The sequence below is a fragment of the Acidobacteriota bacterium genome, from assembly GCA_009838525.1.
GTDB lineage: Bacteria > Acidobacteriota > Vicinamibacteria > Vicinamibacterales > UBA8438 > VXRJ01.
On record VXRJ01000035.1, the window covers coordinates 279,914 to 297,597 of the forward strand.

Genomic DNA, 17,684 nt, shown 5'->3' on the forward strand with positions numbered 1-17,684 from the left:
CCCCCCCTCTCCTGCGCCCCCCCAACAACCCACAACCATCTCGCCTGTGTTAGCAGCAGACCCGGCTGGGGGGCGCGCCCGCCCCGCGTTGGGGGGCGGCCTCCGTCGTTTTCGCGCTCTTCGTCCTCGCCGGCGCCATCGGCCCCGCCGAGGCGCAGGTCAACCCGCGCGACGTGCCGATCGTCACGCAGCCGCAGCAGCGGTTCGACGGCGGTCAGGACATCCAGCCCATTTTCGAGGGTTGGACCCGCAACGATGACGGCAGCTACCTGTTTCACTTCGGCTACCTGAATCGCAACTATCGCGAGCAGCCAGCCATTCCGATTGGGCCGGAGAACCACTTCTCGCCCGGCGCCGAGGATCGCGGGCAGCCGACGTACTTCTACCCGCGGACGCAGCGGTACCAGTTCACCGTGCCCATGCCGGCCGACACCGGACCGGACCCCGAGGACGGCATCGTCTGGAACGTCACCGCCAACGGCAGTGAGCAGCAGGCGTACGGCTGGCTCCAGCCCGAGTGGGAGATCGACGAGAACACGATTACGTCGAACAATCGGACCGGCTTCGGCCGTCCGGTCGAGCAGTTGTTCGAGAACGCGGCCCCCGAGGTGAGCGTGTCGGCGAGTGCAGCCGCCGTGGGCGTGGGTGAGGCTGTGACGCTAACCGCCGTCCTGAGCGACGACGAATTGCCGGAGCAGATGCCGCCCCGCCGTCCCCGGACGCGCCTGCCCGCGCTGATACCGCCCGACGATCTGCCGAAGGCGCCCGACAACATTCGCTGGTATCGGAAGCCGAGCCCGCCCCGTAACGGTCTGGCGTTGCTCTGGGTTGTCTACCGTGGTCCGGCGGACGCGGACTTCGAGCCTTCGGGCTACCAGCGGGCGTACGCGGAAGAGGAGGGCGACACCGAGGTGGACGGGCTGGTGACCGAGGCTACGTCTTCCGGCACGCCCGCAACGCACATCGATGGCGACGGCTGGACATCAGCGACGTTCGAGGCGACCGTGACATTCGACGAGCCGGGCGAGTACACGCTCCGCGGCTGGGCGTCGGACGCCATGTTCCTCACGCCCGGCGACGTGACCATCACGGTCCGATAAGAACTCTCACCGTCGCACTTCTGCGCTCCCGCGCGCCAATTGCACCACCGCAATCAGCAGGCAGGCGGCTCCTGGCGGTACGAGAGCGATGCCGATCCCCGGGTCACCGCTGTAGAACGTGACGCCGCCGGCGAAGAAGCCGGCCGGCAGCAGGATTGTCGCGGCCATCAGCATCGTCGACGCCAGCCCCGTGCGGCGATGGTCTTCCGCCAGCTCCGGCACGGCGCGCAGCGTCACTCCCGCCACGACGTTGATCAGGCTGAGCAGCGCCCCATGCGCGTGCGCGAGCGTCCACATCAGTCGCCGTGTCTCGTTGGATACGTCGAGATAGAAACCCACCTTGAAGCCGTGCAGGGCTTCGAGCGTCGCGCCAAGCGTCAGGAACAGCGCGAGGGCCCAGAAACCGAATCGCAGATGACGGCGGACGTAGTCCGGTCGGCGAGCGGACGGCGCGGCGGTCACCGGGCGTTTCCCCCCATCTATTCGCGCAGGAACAGCGGCCGGTTGTCCCGCTGATCGAAAAGGCGGCGCATGGCCGCCGTATCCAGCGCGCCGTCGGGACCGAAGAGCAATTCCGGATCACGGCGCTCGCGCGAGAGGGTGCTCTCGCGCCAGTCGGTCAGGGCTCGGACGGCGGCGGCGATCCGGTCGTCGCGGTCGCCGGTGAAGTCGTAGTCGAACGAGGCATACCCGGGCAGCGTCCGCAGTGAACCAGCCGCGATGTAACGGATCGTGTCGTACGAGTCGCCCAGCAGCTCGCCGAGGTACGGGACCATCCAGCTTGTGCCCGAAGCGGTCTGCGCCGGTTCCCAGCCGTAGCTCCAGGCGGTCAGGGCGCGCTGGCCCGCGTCGCCCCGAAGCAGCCAGAGGACAGATGCCGCGACACGCTCCTCGTCGTCGTCCAGAGTCGGCGGCTCGTGACCGTACCACTCGTTCATGGCGTCGGCGGTCCAGGCGAGCGGGCGGTCCAGGTGGCAGAGGTTGCAGGCGTTCGGCCGGCCCACTTCCACCGTTTCGCGTACCGACGGGCTGGTGACCGTGTGGCTCCGGATGGCGCGCATGAGGCCGTACGACGTGTACGGCATGTGGCAGTTGTAGCAACGGCTGCCGGCGGACTCGGCAGCATGGTTGGTATGCGCGGCAACGTTGGCGGCGATGGGCTCATGGCACTGCGTGCACGCGGCGTCCCCTTCCATGCCGGCCGATACCTGGTGGGTGTCCGCCCATTCCGCCACCGGGCGCGGATCCTCCGGCGTCTGATGCATGGTGTGACAGGAGAAACAGGTCAGCGTCCGCTCCGCCGTGTCGGCGTTCGTATAGCAGGGCGAGTCGAGCAGGCCGTTGTACTCGCGGCCCGATACCCGGACCAGGCCGTCGGCCCAGAACGATCCCCGGACGAAGTCAGGGTCGGTGGCCAGTAGCGCCTGCATGTCGGGCGACTGGCGGTTGGCGGTGGGCTGCGCGATGAACCGCGTGTCCGTCAGGTTGTCGCCCGGCCGGTACGGCAGGCCGTCGGCGTTGGCGGCCCGCTCGTCCGCCAGGTTGCGGAACTCCCAGATGCTGTGGCATTGGCCGCACACCTGAGACGAGCGTTGCGGGTCGAGCCGCGTCGGTTCGACGATCGTGGGATCCGCCGTGTCCCTGGCATGCAGCGCGTAGCGCCGCGTCGGGCTCCGGTTGGCGGCAACGTGGTCGGCGGCCGGGCCGTGGCACGCTTCGCACGCGATGCCGAACTCCGCCACGGTCGTGTCGACCGCCTGATCCGCTATTGGTTCGGAACGGTACGGCGTGTCGAACTGCGTCTTGCCGTGCGTCGTGTGGCACACGATGCAGATGGCATTCCAGTGGCCGTCGAGTGTCGCCACGCCCTGATTCTGCGGCGAGAGGACCAGGGCGCTACGGGGCGTCCACTGCTCCTCGTCCAGCAGGTACGCTCCCGGCAGGACGTTCAGGGTTCGCTCGTGTCCGGTGGCGTACCAATAGATGTGCTGGTGGTGCGACCCGGTGATCATGACCACCTGTCGTCTAATGCGCGGCCGCTCGGAGGGCGGCCCCTCCCAGCCCGGGTCGTCGAACTCAGCCCAGAACTCGTCGTCGCGGCGCTCGAGCCGCATCGGCCGGCCGGGCACCGCATCGACCACGACCCCGTCGAAATCGGCCCGGACCGTCTCCGGCGTCGCCACCTGCGTCATCGTCCGGTGGAACGAGGCATACCACGTGGCGTGCTGCGAGGGATGGCATGCCCGACAGGTTTCGGAGGAGACGTAGCCGTCCTCGGAAACGGCGATTGGACGGTTCTTGATCGCCGACTCCGGGACAATGGGATCGCGTGTCACGGAAATTGCTGCGCCGAGCGCGACGCTGCCGACGAGCAGCGCCGCTATCGGCGCCGCGCCCGGCGTTGCCGCGGACGCCCGGCGTCGGCTCGGATGACCGCGGCGTTGGTCGGACGGCCGGGCCACGGGCTGCTAGCTCCTCCGTGCTGCGACCGCGACCTAGTCGATCGCGAAGCAGTAGTAGAAGCCGTTGCCGCCGGTGCCTTGAAGGTCGGCCTGGCCGCAGCCCCGCGAGCCGTGGGCCGTGCTCCAGTGGCTCGGGTTGGCGCCGCCACCGGTCCTGTCGTGGTGTCCGACGAGCGCGCTGCCGTCGCTCGTGTTGCTTGTCCAGTTGTTGCAGGTGGTGTCGCCCTCACCCTCCCAGGCGGTGCCGTCGAGCTGCGTCCCGGTCAGGATGTCGTGCATGTTCGGGTCGTCGCCGCGGCCGTTGACGATTTGTCCCGTCTCGGTGAGCTGGGTCTCCTTCGTCAGGTTGTTGGCGCCGAGCAGATTGTCGACACTCGAAGCGATCTCGACGCCGCCGTGGTTGTACCAGGGCCCGTTGCCGATCCGGTCCCGTGCGTTCTGGCCGGTCGGGCCGGTGGTGCTCAGGTAGGCGCGCCAGGTCTTCCCACCGGCGCCCGCGTCACTGGCCAGCATCTGGCAATGCGCGTCGGCCCCCTCGAGACCTCCGAGATTGGCGCCGTCGCCGGGGCCGGCGCTCGTGATGAAGAAGCTCATGGTGGCGGACTGCGCCGCCGCCGGCGCCGCCACCAGGGTGATCGCCAGAGCGGCGAGGCCGATAGCAAGGATGCGCTGCATGATGGACCCCCTACGCAAACACGGATGGAGCCAGTCTATAACACCTTGCGGCACCGGCTTCTCTAGGTGCGCTGGCCTCCAGACCGGCATTCCCGCCGCCCGTATTCCTGCGCGACGGTCGCCTGTCCGCACCTGGCGCGCTCCCACGCGCACCGCATCGCTTACCATGGGCGGATGCAACGGATCGCCATCGTCGCCGTCGTTGTCACCCTTGCCTGCGGGGGCGCCGCTGCCGGGCAGGAACCGCGCGCTCTGCTCAATCAGGCGATGGACGACTTCGCGGCGGGTCGTCTCGAGGCGGCGGCCGAAGGGTTCGACCGGGTGGCCGCGCTCGTTCCCGACGCGGCGCCACGGCTCTGGCAGCGGGGGATCGCTCTCTACTACGTGGGCCGCTACCAGGACTGCCGGGAGATGTTCGAGTCACATCGGCTGGTGAACCCGAACGACGTCGAGAACGCCGCGTGGCACTTTCTGTGCGTGGCGCGCGGCGAGTCGCCCGAAACGGCCCGGGCGGCGTTGTTGCCGGTCGGTCCGGACGGCCGGGCCCCCATGCGTGAGATCTACGAGATGTTCCGGGGCGAGCGGACCCCGGAGCAGGTGATGGCCGACGGTGAACGACTGGCGGCGCGGCGGGGTCCATCCGCCCGGTTCTACGCCCATCTCTATGTCGGTCTCTACCAGGAGGCGCTGGGAAACGACCGGGCGGCGCGCGAGCACCTTGAGGCCGCCGCCGGCGACCGGTACGCGGGCGTCGGGGGCTACATGCAGATGGTGGCGCGGGTCCACGTCGACTGGCTCGACCGGGGCGGCGCCAGGTAGGGCGCCCCGGCGGGCGGGCAGGTTCGTTGCGCCCCCCTTGAGGCGTCGCAACTGCCCGTGACTTCGTGCTACTGTGCGGCAGCAGGCGGACTCGACATTCCGGGTGACGGAGGAGGCGATGATGCGTAACAGCAGCTTCTGGCGATGGGCGATCGCGGCAGTCGGTTGCGCCGCGCTCGCGGCGGCGGCGGCGTGCGATCAGATGCCGGCGGATCCAGCCGCGCCGGCGGGCGACGACGACATTCAGGGTGTCGTGACGGGTCCGAACGGACCGGAAGCGGGAGTCTGGGTCATCGCGGAGACGATGGAGCTGCCGACCCGCTTCAGCCGCATCGTGGTGACCGACGACGAGGGACGCTATCTCATTCCGGACCTGCCGTCCGCCACCTATGAGGTCTGGGCGCGCGGCTACGGCCTCGTCGATTCCGAGAGGATGCAGGCGGAGCCGGGCGCTACCCTCGATCTGACCGCGGTCGTGGCGCCGGACGAAGCGGCCGCCGCCCAGTACTATCCGGCCGGCCACTGGCTGTCGCTCATCGAGGTGCCGGCGGCGGATCAGTTTCCCGGGACCGGCCCGGACGGCAACGGCATTTCGCCCAACATGCGAAGCCAGGCCGAGTGGCTACGCTCCGTGAAGTCGGGCGGCTGCACCGCCTGCCACTCGATGGGGAATCTGGCGACCCGCGAGATTCCGCCGCAGCTCGGCGACTTCGATTCGCTCGTCGATGCGTGGGATCGGCGGATTCAGTCCGGACAGGCGGGCGGCTCGATGTCGAATGGCCTCAACCGGATGGGGCGGCGCGCCGCCCTCGAGATGTACGCCGACTGGACCGACCGGATCATGTCGGGCGAGTTGCCCGAGGCGCCGCGCCGGCCGGAGGGACTGGAGCGGAACGTCGTCGTCACCCAGTGGGACTGGGCCGACCCGAGGGCATACCTCCACGACGAGATTTCCACCGACAAGCGCGACCCGACCGTCAACGCCTATGGGCCGATTTACGGCGCGCTCGAGGCAAGCGCCGACTACGTCCCGGTGCTCGACCCGGTCGGCCATTCGATTAGCCAGATTCCGGTGCCGGTCCGCGATCCGGATACGCCGCTGGCCGCCGGTCCGCCCCTGATGCCGTCGCCTTACTGGGGTGATGAAGCGATCTGGAACAGCCAGTCGAACGTCCACAATCCGATGCTCGATCAGGACGGACGCGTCTGGCTCACCTCGCGGGTCCGCGGCCCGGAGAACCCGGCGATGTGCCAGGAGGGCTCCGACCATCCATCGGCGCAGGCTTTCCCGGTGGAGCGTTCAGGGCGGCATCTGGCCGTGTGGGATCCCGCGACCGAGGAGATGACCCTCATCGGCACCTGCTTCAGCACGCACCATCTGGTCTTCGCCGAGGACGACAACAACACGCTGTGGACCAGCGGCGGGGGGCAGGTGATCGGCTGGCTCGATACGAACCAGTTCCTTGAGACGGGTGACGAGGAAGCCTCGCAGGGTTGGACCGCGCTGGTTCTCGATACGAACGGCAACGGCCGGCGTGACGACTACACGGAGCCGGACGAGCCGATCGATCCGGCGATGGACCACCGGGTGACGAGCGGTTTCTACGGCGTTGCCGTCAACCCGGTCGACGGCACGATCTGGGGTTCGTCGCTCGGCTTCCCGGGTTCGGTCCTTCGGCTCGACCCGGGTGACAACCCGCCCGAGACGGCGCTCACCGAAGTGTTCGAGGCGCCCTGGGGGAACCCTGGAGCGCCGGTGCAGGGCTATTCGCCGCGCGGCATGGACATCGATCGCAACGGCGTCGTCTGGACGCCGTTCGCGAGCGGCCACATGGCGAGCTTCGATCGGAGCAAGTGCACCGGCCCGCTCAACGGACCGGAGGCGACCGGCCAGCACTGTCCGGAGGGGTGGACGCTCTACGAGGAGCCGCTGCCGCAACTCAAGGGACTCGCCGACTCGGGTAGCGCGGAGGGCAGCTATTACACCTGGGTCGATCAGTTCAACACGTTGGGATTGGGCGAGAACGTCCCGATCAACACCGGCAACGCCTCCGAGGGGCTGCTTGCCCTCGTGGACGAGGAGTGGGTGATCCTGCGTGTGCCGTATCCACTCGGCTTCTACACGAAGTGGATGGATGGGCGGATCGACGACCCGGAGGCGGGCTGGAAGGGCCGTGGTGTGTGGGCCACCTACGGCACCCGCGCGCCGTTCCACACCGAGACCGGCGCCGGGACACCGAGCAAGGTCGTCCACTTCCAGGTCCGTCCGGATCCCCTGGCGAACTAGCGCGCCCCGAGTCAAGACATGACGGCCCGCAAGCTAGTCGCAGCAACGGTTGCGCTCTGCGCGTGTGTCTCGACGTTCGCGGTTTCCGCCTCCGCGGAGGTGATCCGGCTGGACATCCTCTCGCGAGAGCCGGTCGACGCCGTCCCCGGACAGGTTGGCCCGTACGAGCGGCTGCGAGGCCGGGTCGTCTACGCGCTCGACCCCAACCATCCGGCCAACCGGGCGGTGGTCGACCTCGGTCTTGCGGCCGACAATGGTGAGGGCCGCGTCGAGTTCTACGGCGACATCGAGATCCTGGCGCCCCGCGACCTCTCGCTCGCGCAGCCGACCATCCTCTACGACATCAACAACCGCGGGCGCCGCCTGTGGGGCACGCAGCCTTTCTTCCTTCGCCAGGGTTACATCACCGTCTGGAGCGGCTGGATCGCCCAGGTTCGTCCCGATCCGGACCTGCTTCGACTGGAGGCGCCGGTGGCGCTGGGCGAGGATGGCGTCCCGATTACCGGTAACGTCCGGGCGGAGATGATCGCGGAAGCGCCGGGCGATCGGCTGACGATTTCGGATCGCGGCCAGCTCGTCTTCGAGCCGGTGGTCAACTCGCTGGCCGACGCGACGCTGACCCGGCGTGCGCGCGAGCGGGATACCCCGAAGCTGGTTCCCAGGGAGCAGTGGGAGTTCGTTCTCACCCGCCGGCCCCGCGACGAAGGCAGCGGCCTGATCGGAGCCGACCTCCTCCTCGATGGCGGCTTTGAGCCCGGCGTTATCTACGAGCTGATCTACGAGGCGCGCGGCTCCGTCGTGCAGGGCGCCGGCTTCGCGGCAATTCGGGATGTCGTTTCGTTCCTGCGCTACGACGAGTCCGCGATGAACCCGTTGCGTGGCGTCGACGGCCGCCCGATCGCGCGCCGCGTCATCGGCGAGGGGCGATCGCAGAGCGGACGCGCCCTCCGAATGTTCCTCTACGAGGGATTCAACGCCGACGAGGAGGGGCGCGTCGTGTTCGATGGCGCGATGCCGGTCATCTCGGGCGGCGGGCAGGGCTTCTTCAACCACCGTTTCGCCTCGCCGACCCGGACCGCCACCGCGCACAGCGGCCATCTCTATCCGGTCGACGTCTTCCCGTTCGCCTACGGCGAGGAGACGGATCCGTTCACCGGCCGGGCCGACGGCATCCTGCGACATGCACGCGCGAACGGTGTCGCACCGAAGATCATGCACCTCGACACGAGCTCGGAGTACTGGCACCGGAGCGCTTCGCTCGTGGTGACCGACCCGTCGGGCTCGCGCGACGCCGAGATTCCCGAGGACGTGCGGGTGTACGTCTTCGGCGGCTCGCAGCACAGCCCGGGACGGGGGCCGCTCGAACGGGGGCAGCTTGCGCCCAATCCGAATGTCTATCAGCCGTTTCTGGAGACGCTGTTCCTCGCGATGGACCGGTGGGTGACCGACGGGACGTCGCCGCCCCCCAGCGTGCATCCGCGCATCGTCGACGGCACGCTCGTCGGCTGGCAGGAGGACAAGGCGGGCTGGCAGGCGTTGCCCGGGGTGCGCTACCCGACGTCGATTCAGCAGCCGGACGTCGTCGACTATGGCGAGCTGTTCGCGACCGAGCGCCGGATCGACAGCCATCCGCCGATTCGGCCGGGCGAGCGCTACGGCGTCCGCGTCCCGGCCCTTGACGACGACAACAACGAGCTGGGCGTCCTGCGGATGCCGGCGGTCGCGGCGCCGATCGCCACCTACACGAGCTGGAACCTCCGGGCGCCGGCGATCGGACAGCCCGACGCGCTTCTGGGTCTTGCCGGCGGGATCATCCCGTTCCCGAAGACCCGGGCGGATCGCGAGGCGTCGGGGGATCCGCGCCTGTCGATCGAGGAACGGTACGCCACGTTCGACGCGTATCTGGCCCAGACGATGCGTGCCGCGGAGGCGCTCGTGGCAGAGGGTTATCTGCTGGAAGAACACCTCTCCGACGTCAAGGCGCGAGCCGAGGAGAACCGTCCGCTGTTCTCGCGTTAGCAGCGTGCGGGCCGTTGCCGTTGCTCGCGCCGCCTCGCTACAATAGCGCCGACAGGCGTCCCACGCGCGGCCCTTGGGCCGTCGCGTGCGGGCGGAAGGAGAACACGATGCAGAGACGATCGTTCCTGGCACCTTATATGTTCAGCCTCTTCACGCTTGCGATTGCGTTGGCAGCCGGTGGCCCGGCGTTCGCGCAGACCGACGACGCCAATTGGACTCTGCCCCGCACGCCGGACGGCCAGCCGGATCTTCAGGGTGTGTGGGCCAACAACAACGCGACGCCGCTCGAGCGTCCGCCCGAGTGGGCCGGGAAGGAGCGGTTGACGGACGAGGAACTGGCGGCCCTCCAGGTAGCTGCCCAGGAGGCGGTGGACGACGGTGATGCGCTCTTCGGCGACCAGCTCGTCCTTGCCGCGATTCAGCGGACGCAGGCCACTTCCTACGATCCGACCACCGGCAACTACAACCAGTTCTGGATTGCCGACCGCGACTTCAACAACCGGACGTCGCTCGTGGTCGATCCGCCCGACGGCCGGATTCCCGAATTCACCACTTCCGCACGCACCCGCATGCAAATGCTGCGTGACCACCGCCGGGACCATCCCGCCGACAGCTACACCGATCGGCCGCTCTCCGAACGGTGCGTCACCTACGGCGTGCCGCGCCTCGGCGCCGGCTACAACAGCTATTACCAGATCTTCCAGAGCCCGACGCACGTCGTCATGTACCACGAGATGAACCACGACGCGCGCGTCATCCCGATCGACGGCACCCCACCCCTCGACGAAGATGTCAGGTTGTGGCACGGCGATTCGCGCGGCTTCTGGGAGGGCGACACGCTGGTCATAGAGACGGCGAACTATTCCGGAGAGGCGACGTTCCGTGGCCTTTCGGCGGAGAACATGCGCGTCACCGAGCGTCTGACGCGCACCGGGCCGCAGACCCTCGAATACGCGATCACCATCGATGATCCGACGACCTACACGCGGCCCTGGACCGCCTCGATCCCACTGATGGGAACGACCGACGCGGTCTACGAATACGCCTGCCACGAGGGGAACATCGGGATGGAAGGGATTCTCGCGGGTCACCGCGCGGAGGAGCGCGAGGCGGCGGCCGGCGGTCAGTGAATCCGTCGCCCGTCAGGGTCTCGGTCGTCGGCGCCGGCGCCATCGGCGGCTACATGGCGGTTCGCCTGGCCAAGGCCGGGCACGACGTATCGGTCATCGCGCGCGGACCGCATCTGGCCGCGATCCGATCCAACGGCCTCAAGCTTGTCGAGCGCGACGAGAATGGCGCCGCCACGGAAACGGTCGCGTCCAACCTGACCGCGACGGACCGGATCCGCGATCTCGACACCCACGACGTCGTCCTGTTGGCCCTCAAGGCGCATCAGATTGCCGCCGTCGTGGACGACCTGCCGGCCATAGTCGGCCCCGAGACCTGCCTCGTCACCCTGCAGAATGGCATCCCGTGGTGGTACTTCCAGAAGCTCGACAGCCCCTGGGCCGGTCGCGTCGTGGAGACGGTCGATCCCGGCGGCGTGCTGTTCAACGCGATCGACCCGGACCGGATCATCGGCTGCATCGCCTATCCGGCGGCGACTTTGCCCGAACCGGGGGTGATCCGCCACATCGAGGGCAACCGTTTTCCGGTGGGGGAGCTGGACAACAGCGAGTCGGAACGCCTGGCGCGGGTGTCGGCGCTGTTTGCCGAGGCGGGTTTCAAGTCGCGGGTGCTGACCGATATCCGCTCGGAGATCTGGCTGAAGCTCTGGGGCAATCTCACCTTCAATCCCATCAGCGCCCTGACGCACGCCACGCTGGTCGACATCTGCCAGTTCCCGGCGACGCGCTCGCTGGCGGCGGCGATGATGACCGAGGCGCAGGAGATTGGCGAGCGGCTCGGCGCCACGTTCCGCGTGCCGATGGAGCGCAGGATCGCCGGCGCGGAGGGCGTCGGGAAGCACAAGACGTCGATGCTGCAGGACGTCGAGGTGGGGAAGCCGCTCGAAATCGACGGCATGCTGGGCGCCGTGATCGAGCTGGCCGAGATGACCGGCGTCGAAGTGCCGACGCTGCGTGCGCTCTACGCGTGCGTCAGCCTGCTCAGCAAGACCATCGTCGACGAAGGGATCAGGGTCGCGGGAGCGCCCAGGTAGCCTCCGCGGCGGGGAGGGGCGCGCGCCGGTGTTCGCGCGGCATGGTGTAGTGAGTGCGGGAGAGTGACATGAAAGCGCTTGAGGGCATCCGCGTGCTCGACATGACCCACGTGCAGTCGGGACCTACCTGCACGCAACTGCTTGGCTGGTTCGGCGCCGACGTCATCAAGGTGGAGCGTCCCGGCGTGGGCGACGCCACGCGCGGCCAGTTGCGCGACATCCCGGACGTCGACAGCCTCTACTTCACGATGCTCAACCACAACAAGCGGAGCATCACTGTCAACACGAAGTCCGAGACGGGTAAGCAGATCTTCACGCGGCTGATCGAGAGCTGCGACGTCCTGGCGGAGAACTTCGCGCCCGGCGCGCTGGATCGGATGGGTTTCACCTGGGAGCGCATCCAGGAGATCAACCCGCGGCTCATCTACGCCTCGGTCAAGGGGTTCGGCCCGGGACCCTACGAGGACTGCAAGGTCTACGAGAACGTTGCCCAATGCACTGGCGGTGGTGCCAGCACGACCGGCTTCGACGACGGGCCGCCGACGGTGACGGGCGCGCAGATCGGCGATTCCGGCACCGGGCTCCACCTCGCTCTTGGCATCGTCACCGCGTTGTTCCAGCGCGAGAAGACCGGCCGCGGCCAGCGGGTCGTCTGCGCCATGCAGGACGGCGTGCTCAATCTCTGCCGAGTCAAGATGCGGGATCAGCAGCGCCTCGCGCATGGACCGCTCAAGGAGTACCCGCAGTATCCGAACGGCACGTTCGGCGACGCGACCCCGCGGTCCGGCAATGCGTCCGGCGGCGGGCAGCCCGGCTGGATCGTCAAGTGCAAGGGGTGGGAGGACGACCCCAACGCCTACATCTACATAATCACGCAGGCGGCTGCCTTCGAGGGCCTGGCGAGGGCAATCGGCCACGAGGACTGGCTGGCCGACCCGGAGTGGAATACGCCGGAGGCCCGCCTCCCGAAGCTCGACACCGTCTTTGCCGAGATCGAGAAGTGGACGATGACGAAGACGAAGTTCGAGGTCATGGAGATCCTCAATCCGCTCAACGTTCCGTGCGGCCCCGTCCTGTCCATGAAGGAACTCGCCGAAGAGCCGTCGCTTCGCGCGACCGGCACCGTCGTCGAGGTCGATCACCCCGAACGCGGCCGCTATCTCACCGTCGGCAACCCGGTGAAGCTGTCCGACTCGCCGGCCGACGTCGTGCGTTCACCCTTGCTGGGCGAGCACACTGACGAGGTCCTCGCGGAAGTCCTCGGGTTGACCTCGGAGGAGATCGCCGCCGCCCGGTCCTCCGGCGCCGTCTAGCTCCAGCCCGCTGCGGCGCGCCGGTTGGTGCGCGGGTTGGTGTGTCGGTTGGTGCGCCGGCCTCCAGGCCGGCACAAAGTCAGTGCCCGCCGATCAGATCCGTCGCTACGGACATCACCCAGGTGGCGTCGTTCAGAGCCTGCATGGCCTGTTCGCGAGTGTACTCGCGCTCCGGAATGAAGTCTTCGCGGCCGTAGAAGGACAACTCACGCTCCGAAGTCAGCAGCTTGGAGATCGCGGCCAGGCGCTCAACGTCGACGTCCGGGGGGAATCTCTTGCGATGTTCGCGCAAGATGCTGCCCACGTCATGCCAGCGCGGGGGCTCGACACCCGCCTCGCGCAGCATCGCCTTGAGCGCCAGCTCGATGATCTCCTGCGCCACGCGAACGACATCGGGATAGCCATCGTCATCGAACGCCAGTTGCAGGAATCTGAGCCGCCTCTCCGCCCGCCTCAGATAGCTCCGGGCCAGTTCGCCGTTGGTCATCGGCTCCTGACGCTCCGGGCGCCCAGCCAGCCCGTCGGGAACAGCTCGATCACGTCCCCCCACCGGTAGTCCGGCTTCAGATCCCAGTACCAGAGCTCGTCCCGCCAGACACGGCGCGCGCCAAGTTGACTCAACGTGCGCCGCAAGCACTCGAGAACGTGCGTCAGGTAGCCGTCGCGTTCGTAGAGGATGCGGGCATCTTCCGTCATGTCGAGCAGAAGCGGCGTGCCGTATTCGAGAACGGCACGGGTCTTCAAGATCGGCGAGAGCCGGACGTGCCGTCCGGCCTTCCACAGTGCATCGATCTGCGGGGCGACGGCGTCCTCGACGGCGTCGAAATCCCGCCGCTTCGGAAGAAACCCCTCCGGCAGCCCGTCGGCTACGACCAGCAGGTCGACGTCGGAATCCGCCGTCGGCGTTCCGCGGGCGACGGAGCCGTACAGGGCGATGCCGTGCAGCCGTTCCCCGTAGTGCTCACGGCAAGCGGCGACTACGCCGTCAAGTAGCCCTCTGTAGTCCGGATGCATGGTCATCGCGCCGCCGCGTCCTCGAGCACGAACTCCGCTCCCTTCTCCGCGATCATCACCGTGGGCGCGTTGGTGTTGCCCGACGTGATCCTGGGCATGACCGAGGCGTCGATAACCCGAAGACCGGACACGCCGTGCACGGCCAGCCGGTCGTCGACGACGGCCAGCGGGTCGTGGCCCATCCTGCAGGTGCCGACGGGATGGAAGATCGTCGTACCGAGATCGCCGGCCGCCTGCGAGAGCGCCTCGTCGCTCTGCACCTCGGGACCGGGCTTCCATTCCTCCGGCTCGAACCGCGCCAGGGCCCGTGCCGCCATGATGCGCCGGGTGAACCGCAGGCCGGCCACCGCGACCTGGCGGTCTTCGTCGGTGGAAAGATAGTTGAGGGTGATGGCGGGCGCCTGCAGCGGGTCCGGGTCCTTGATACGGACATGGCCGCGGCTCGTCGGCTGCAGGTTGGCGACCGACGGCGTGATCGCGTTGAACTTGTGCAGCGGGTCGCCGAACTTGTCGAGGGACAGCGGCTGCACGTGCCATTCGATGTTCGCGGACGGCCGCGACGGATCGCTGCGCGCGAAGGCGCCGAGCTGCGACGGGGGCATCGTCAGCGGGCCGGTCTTGAACAGCAGGTACTCCAGCCCCATGGCCGCCTTGCCGAACAGCGAGTTCACCCGCTTGTTCAGCGTTACCGTGTTCTTCACCTTGAAGATGGTGCGGATCTGCAGGTGGTCGTGCAGGTTTTCTCCGACGCCGACCAGGTCATGGATCACGTCGATGCCATGGCGTTGCAGCAGGGCGCCGGGGCCGATGCCGGACAACTGCAGGATCTGCGGCGAGCCGATGGCGCCCGCGGCCAGGATCACCTCGCACCGCGCCTCCAGCCGCTCGCCCGTCACCAGCTCCACGCCGGTCGCCCGCGGGCTGGCGTCGGTCGGTTCGACCGTTAGGCGCCGCACCTGCGCGTCGGTCCGCACGGTCAGGTTCGGCCGGTGCATGACGGGGCGCAGGTACGCCTTGGCGCCGCTCCAGCGGCGCCCGCTGCGCTGGTTCATCTGGAAATAGGCGTTGCCGAAGTTGTCGCCCCGGTTGAACTCGGCGATCTTCGGTATCCCGCACTCCTCGGCCGCGTCGCGCCACGCGTCGAGGATCTCCCAGCTCACCCGCCGTTCTTCGACCCGCAGCTCGCCCCCGACGCCGTGGCATTCGTCGGCGCCGTGTTGATAGTCCTCGGAGCGCTTGAAGACCGGCAGGACGTCGTCCCATCCCCAGCCGCGGTTGCCGAGCGATGCCCAATGGTCGTAATCGCTCCGCTGGCCGCGCATGTAGATCATCGCGTTAATCGAGGAGCAGCCGCCGAGGACTCGGCCGCGGGCGTAGCCGATGGTCCGGCCGTTGAGGCCGGGGTCGGGTTCGATCTTGTAGCACCAGTCGGTGCGGGGATTGCCGATGGTGTAGAGGTAGCCCACCGGGATGTCGATCCAGAAGTAGTCGTCCTTTCCGCCCGCCTCGAGCAGCAGCACGCTCTTGTCGGGATCTGCCGACAAGCGGTTGGCAAGGACGCAGCCAGCAGTCCCGGCCCCGATGACGATGTAGTCGCGGATCACGCGGCGATAGTACACGAGCCGATCGCGGCGCCTCACGCCGGCTGATGACGCTTAGAATGCACGCATGACGAAGACAACGCTCTCCATTGCGGCGCTGCTGGTAGCGGCGGCGCTTCTTGCGCCGGTTGCCCATGCCCAGCGCAGCGGCGGCCAGGCGGCGCCTCTCAGCTACACCGTGGAACAGGCCGCGGCGGGCGAAGCGGCGTACCGCCAGTACTGCGCGGCCTGCCATGGAGAACACCTTGATGACGGCGAGTTCGCGCTCCCCATCAAGGGTGAGGACTTTCGTCTGCGCTGGCGGCGGCGGCCGCCGTCGGAGCTCTTCATCGTGCTCCGCGACACGATGCCCCAGGATCGGCCGGGCTCGCTGCCGGACGAGACGTACGCGGCGCTGCTGGCCTATATGTTCCAGGAAAACGAGACGGACGCCGGAGACACCGAGCTGCCGGCCGACGTTACGGCGCTCGCGGCGATGGGGCCGCCGCGCTGGCCCTCCGCGGGGGGAGGTGGACTGGCGCCGGGGGCGGTGATTCCACCGTGGCCCGAAGCGCCCAACCCGCTCGACCGGATGCGGCCGGTGACGGACGCGATGCTGGTGGATCCGCCCGCCGAGAGTTGGCTGCTCTGGCGGCGTACGTACGACGGCGCCGGTTATTCGCCGCTCGATGGGATCACGCCGGAGAACGTCGACGAGCTGCGTGTCGCCTGGACCTGGTCGCTGCCGGCGGGGCCGAACCAGGCAACGCCGATAGCCCACGACGGCGTGCTCTTCGTTCATGGCTACGGCGATCACGTGCAGGCCTTCAACGCCGCGACCGGCGATCTGCTCTGGGAGTACGCGCGCCGCCTGCCGCGCGGCGTGCCGAGCAGCATCAAGCGGAGCATCTCGATCCATGGCGGCCGCCTCTACGTGCCCACCTCTGACGCGCACATCGTCGCCCTCGACGCAACGACCGGCGACGTCGTGTGGGATACACCGGTGGGCGACCTGGAGGCGGGCCTCCGGATGACCGGCGGTCCGCTCGTCGCGCGCGGGAAGGTGATGGTGGGCACGACCGGGCGGGCCGGGGGAGGCAACTACATCGTCGCGCTGGATGCGGACACCGGCGAAGAGGCCTGGCGCTTCGGGACCATTCCGGGTCCGGACGATCCCGGCGGCCACACTTGGAACGGCCTGTCGCGCGAGGCGCGGAACGGCGCGTCCGTCTGGATCCCCGGCAGCTATGACCCGGTGAACAACCTCGCCCTCTTCGGGCCGGGCAACACTTACGACACCGGCCCGCTTCGCGACCTCGCGCCCTTGCCGGGCGTCAACAACGACGCGCTGTACCTCGACACGACGCTCGCCCTGAATCCGGACACGGGAGAGCTGGTCTGGCACTTCCAGCACCAGGCGAACGGGCAGTGGGATCTCGACTGGGCCTTCGAGCGCCAGGTGATCGAGCTGCCGTCGGGTGGGCCCGGGAGCGATGCCGGCGACCGGGCGCGCATGGTGGTGACGGTCGGCAAGCAGGCGATCTACGACTTCCTCGATGCGGAGACCGGCAAGTACATCACGTCGCTCGACATGGGCCTGCAGACCGGTATCACGCACATCGATCCGGTGACGGGAGCGAAGCTGCAGGATCCGACCCTCATCCCGGGTGACGGCCAGACCAAGACGCTCTGCCCGCACGTCAGCGGCGGCCGGGGCTGGCTGCCGACGGCCCTCGATCCGACTTCGGCCGTCGTGTACGTCCCGATCGTCGAGGCGTGCATGGATCTTGTGCCGGTGCCCGAAGGCGAGCGGGGCAGCCTGTCGACCGGCGTGCGGTGGACGGTTCGTCCGCGGCCGGAGGGTGACGGCAACTACGGCCGGATCGAGGCGCTCAATCTGGAGACCGGCGACACCGCGTGGATTGCGCGGCAGCGCGCGCCGCTCACCTCGGGGACGCTGGCGACGGGAGGCGGGCTGCTGTTTGCGGGATCGCTCGACCGCCGGGTGGCGGCGTTCGATGCGTCGACCGGGGAGCAGCTCTGGGACGTGCGGCTGAACGAAGTGCCGAGCGCGCCGCCGATCACCTTCGCCGTCGACGGACGGCAGTACCTCGCGGTAGTCGTCGGGAGCGGCGGCTACCAGTCGACCAGTTACGGCCGGCTGGTGCCGGAGATCCGGAATCCAACGGACCGGGCGTCGGCCCTGTGGGTGTTTACGCTCCCGTGACGCCTACGGTCCGCAAGCACGAGAATC

Annotated in this window: 14 protein-coding genes; 8 read left to right on the forward strand and 6 right to left on the reverse strand. The window is 68.5% G+C overall.

Annotated features, from left to right (window positions below):
- Positions 1-173: 173 nt before the first annotated feature.
- Positions 174-1,100, forward strand: a complete 927-nt coding sequence (locus F4Y45_16615) for a hypothetical protein (GenBank protein MXY26126.1) — start codon at positions 174-176, stop codon at positions 1,098-1,100.
- Positions 1,101-1,106: 6 nt separating this feature from the next.
- Here the strand turns inward: F4Y45_16615 and F4Y45_16620 are convergent, their stop codons facing one another.
- Genes F4Y45_16620 through F4Y45_16630 form a run of 3 tightly spaced genes read right to left on the reverse strand, consistent with a single transcriptional unit; the run spans position 1,107 to position 4,237 of the window.
- Positions 1,107-1,562, reverse strand: coding sequence for a hypothetical protein (locus F4Y45_16620; protein ID MXY26127.1), 456 nt, complete (start codon positions 1,560-1,562; stop codon positions 1,107-1,109).
- Between the two features lie 17 nt (positions 1,563-1,579).
- Positions 1,580-3,562 (reverse strand): C cytochrome precursor, encoded by a 1,983-nt coding sequence (locus F4Y45_16625; GenBank protein MXY26128.1) that lies wholly within the window; start codon positions 3,560-3,562, stop codon positions 1,580-1,582.
- A 33-nt stretch (positions 3,563-3,595) separates the two neighbouring features.
- Positions 3,596-4,237, reverse strand: a complete 642-nt coding sequence (locus F4Y45_16630; GenBank protein MXY26129.1) for a hypothetical protein — start codon at positions 4,235-4,237, stop codon at positions 3,596-3,598.
- Positions 4,238-4,411: 174 nt separating this feature from the next.
- On the opposite strand from F4Y45_16630, the gene F4Y45_16635 reads away from it, so the two are divergent.
- The 6 genes from F4Y45_16635 (at position 4,412) to frc (ending at position 12,836) form a co-directional block, all read left to right on the forward strand.
- The gene (locus F4Y45_16635; GenBank protein MXY26130.1) at positions 4,412-5,056 is read left to right on the forward strand and encodes a hypothetical protein; all 645 of its coding nucleotides are present in this window, start codon (positions 4,412-4,414) and stop codon (positions 5,054-5,056) included.
- Positions 5,057-5,177: 121 nt separating this feature from the next.
- A complete protein-coding gene (locus F4Y45_16640) occupies positions 5,178-7,343 on the forward strand; it encodes a carboxypeptidase regulatory-like domain-containing protein (GenBank protein ID MXY26131.1) in 2,166 nt (721 codons plus the stop codon).
- 18 nt (positions 7,344-7,361) lie between these two features.
- A complete protein-coding gene (locus tag F4Y45_16645; protein MXY26132.1) occupies positions 7,362-9,362 on the forward strand; it encodes a hypothetical protein in 2,001 nt (666 codons plus the stop codon).
- A 107-nt stretch (positions 9,363-9,469) separates the two neighbouring features.
- Complete coding sequence (locus F4Y45_16650) at positions 9,470-10,492, forward strand: hypothetical protein (protein MXY26133.1); 1,023 nt, start codon at positions 9,470-9,472, stop codon at positions 10,490-10,492.
- 53 nt (positions 10,493-10,545) lie between these two features.
- Positions 10,546-11,523, forward strand: a complete 978-nt coding sequence (locus F4Y45_16655) for a 2-dehydropantoate 2-reductase (GenBank protein ID MXY26134.1) — start codon at positions 10,546-10,548, stop codon at positions 11,521-11,523.
- Between the two features lie 68 nt (positions 11,524-11,591).
- Positions 11,592-12,836: a formyl-CoA transferase gene (gene frc / locus F4Y45_16660; protein MXY26135.1), complete on the forward strand. Its 1,245-nt coding sequence runs from the start codon at positions 11,592-11,594 to the stop codon at positions 12,834-12,836.
- A gap of 79 nt (positions 12,837-12,915) precedes the next feature.
- On the opposite strand, the gene F4Y45_16665 is transcribed toward frc, so the two are convergent.
- From F4Y45_16665 to F4Y45_16675, 3 genes are read right to left on the reverse strand one after another with little or no spacing between them, the layout of a single operon-like run.
- Positions 12,916-13,323, reverse strand: coding sequence for a HEPN domain-containing protein (locus F4Y45_16665; GenBank protein ID MXY26136.1), 408 nt, complete (start codon positions 13,321-13,323; stop codon positions 12,916-12,918).
- Entirely contained in the window at positions 13,320-13,856 is a 537-nt protein-coding gene (locus F4Y45_16670) for a nucleotidyltransferase domain-containing protein (GenBank protein MXY26137.1), read from the reverse strand. The genes F4Y45_16665 and F4Y45_16670 overlap by 4 nt, the downstream gene beginning before the upstream one ends.
- Positions 13,853-15,469 (reverse strand): choline dehydrogenase, encoded by a 1,617-nt coding sequence (locus F4Y45_16675; GenBank protein MXY26138.1) that lies wholly within the window; start codon positions 15,467-15,469, stop codon positions 13,853-13,855. Before F4Y45_16675 ends, F4Y45_16670 begins: the two co-directional genes overlap by 4 nt.
- A gap of 49 nt (positions 15,470-15,518) precedes the next feature.
- Here F4Y45_16675 and F4Y45_16680 point away from each other — a divergent pair, with 49 nt between their 5' ends.
- Positions 15,519-17,657: a PQQ-binding-like beta-propeller repeat protein gene (locus tag F4Y45_16680; protein ID MXY26139.1), complete on the forward strand. Its 2,139-nt coding sequence runs from the start codon at positions 15,519-15,521 to the stop codon at positions 17,655-17,657.
- The last annotated feature ends 27 nt before the right edge of the window (positions 17,658-17,684 follow it).